The organism is Falsirhodobacter sp. alg1 (genome assembly GCF_000739715.2).
Taxonomy (GTDB): domain Bacteria; phylum Pseudomonadota; class Alphaproteobacteria; order Rhodobacterales; family Rhodobacteraceae; genus Falsirhodobacter.
The window spans coordinates 1-836 of record NZ_BBJC02000041.1 but is presented as its reverse complement, the minus strand read 5'-3'; the positions used below and the strand labels follow the sequence as shown (position 1 = coordinate 836).

Genomic DNA, 836 nt, shown 5'->3' with positions numbered 1-836 from the left:
GGTTCTTGCGCTTGTCCGAATAGAAGGTGTTGCGCAGGATCGTGAACAGCCATGCCCGCAAGTTGGTCCCGACCGTGAACTTGTCGAAGTTTGTCCACGCCTTGACGATGGTGTCCTGCACCAGATCATCCGCGACCGAAACGTTCCGCGTCAGCGAAATCGCAAAGGCCCGGCATAAGCTTCGCGTACAAAAGATAAGGCACCATTCGGCGCCAGCCGGTGTGCGTTTGAATCGCATTCGCAGGACATGTCCCAGTTGCATCGAAAATCAAGCAACACAGCGTGGCAGCCGGACCGGTCCCAGAATGCGATCAATGTCCCCCAGGACAGTGAATCGCTTAGTGACGCTAGCCCGCGTTTCGGAGGAACCGCAACCGATCTTCGCTGTTGACAGGAAAATGGTCGGGCCGAATCCGGAACGTTTGACATTCGCGCCACGCCTGATCACCAGGCATAAAAAAAGCGCGCCTGAAAGCGCGCCTTTTCAACGGGTTATTCGCAGCTTAGGCGGCAGCGCCTACAGCTTTTACACGCGACGAAAGACGCGAGATTTTGCGCGAAACGGTGTTCTTGTGCAGAACGCCTTTCGAAACGCCACGTGCCATTTCGGGCTGGGCAGCGCGCAGGGCAGCGACTGCTGCGTCTTTGTCGCCCGTAGACGCGTATCGTCTTTCTACTTACGTTCGACGTAGTAAGTAAGTGGACGGTAGTCGGCCGGAACCGGAAACCGGAACGGACGTTTCGTTTTTCGTTACCGAACCGAAAACGAAACGGGGCCCGGGTCCCGGTACCGGTACGTACGGGGACCGGGGCCGGCCGTTTTTCGGTTTTTACGG

General features: G+C 57.2%; 1 protein-coding gene and 1 pseudogene. Both read right to left on the bottom strand.

Annotation, left to right across the window (positions count from 1 at the left end):
- On the bottom strand, positions 1-238 hold a 238-nt coding region (locus tag TR36_RS14035), incomplete at its 3' end, for a sigma factor (protein ID WP_275477451.1).
- Between the two features lie 265 nt (positions 239-503).
- Positions 504-677 (bottom strand): annotated as a pseudogene (gene rpsT, locus TR36_RS15155) (30S ribosomal protein S20); the annotation flags it as partial.
- Positions 678-836 lie beyond the last annotated feature (159 nt).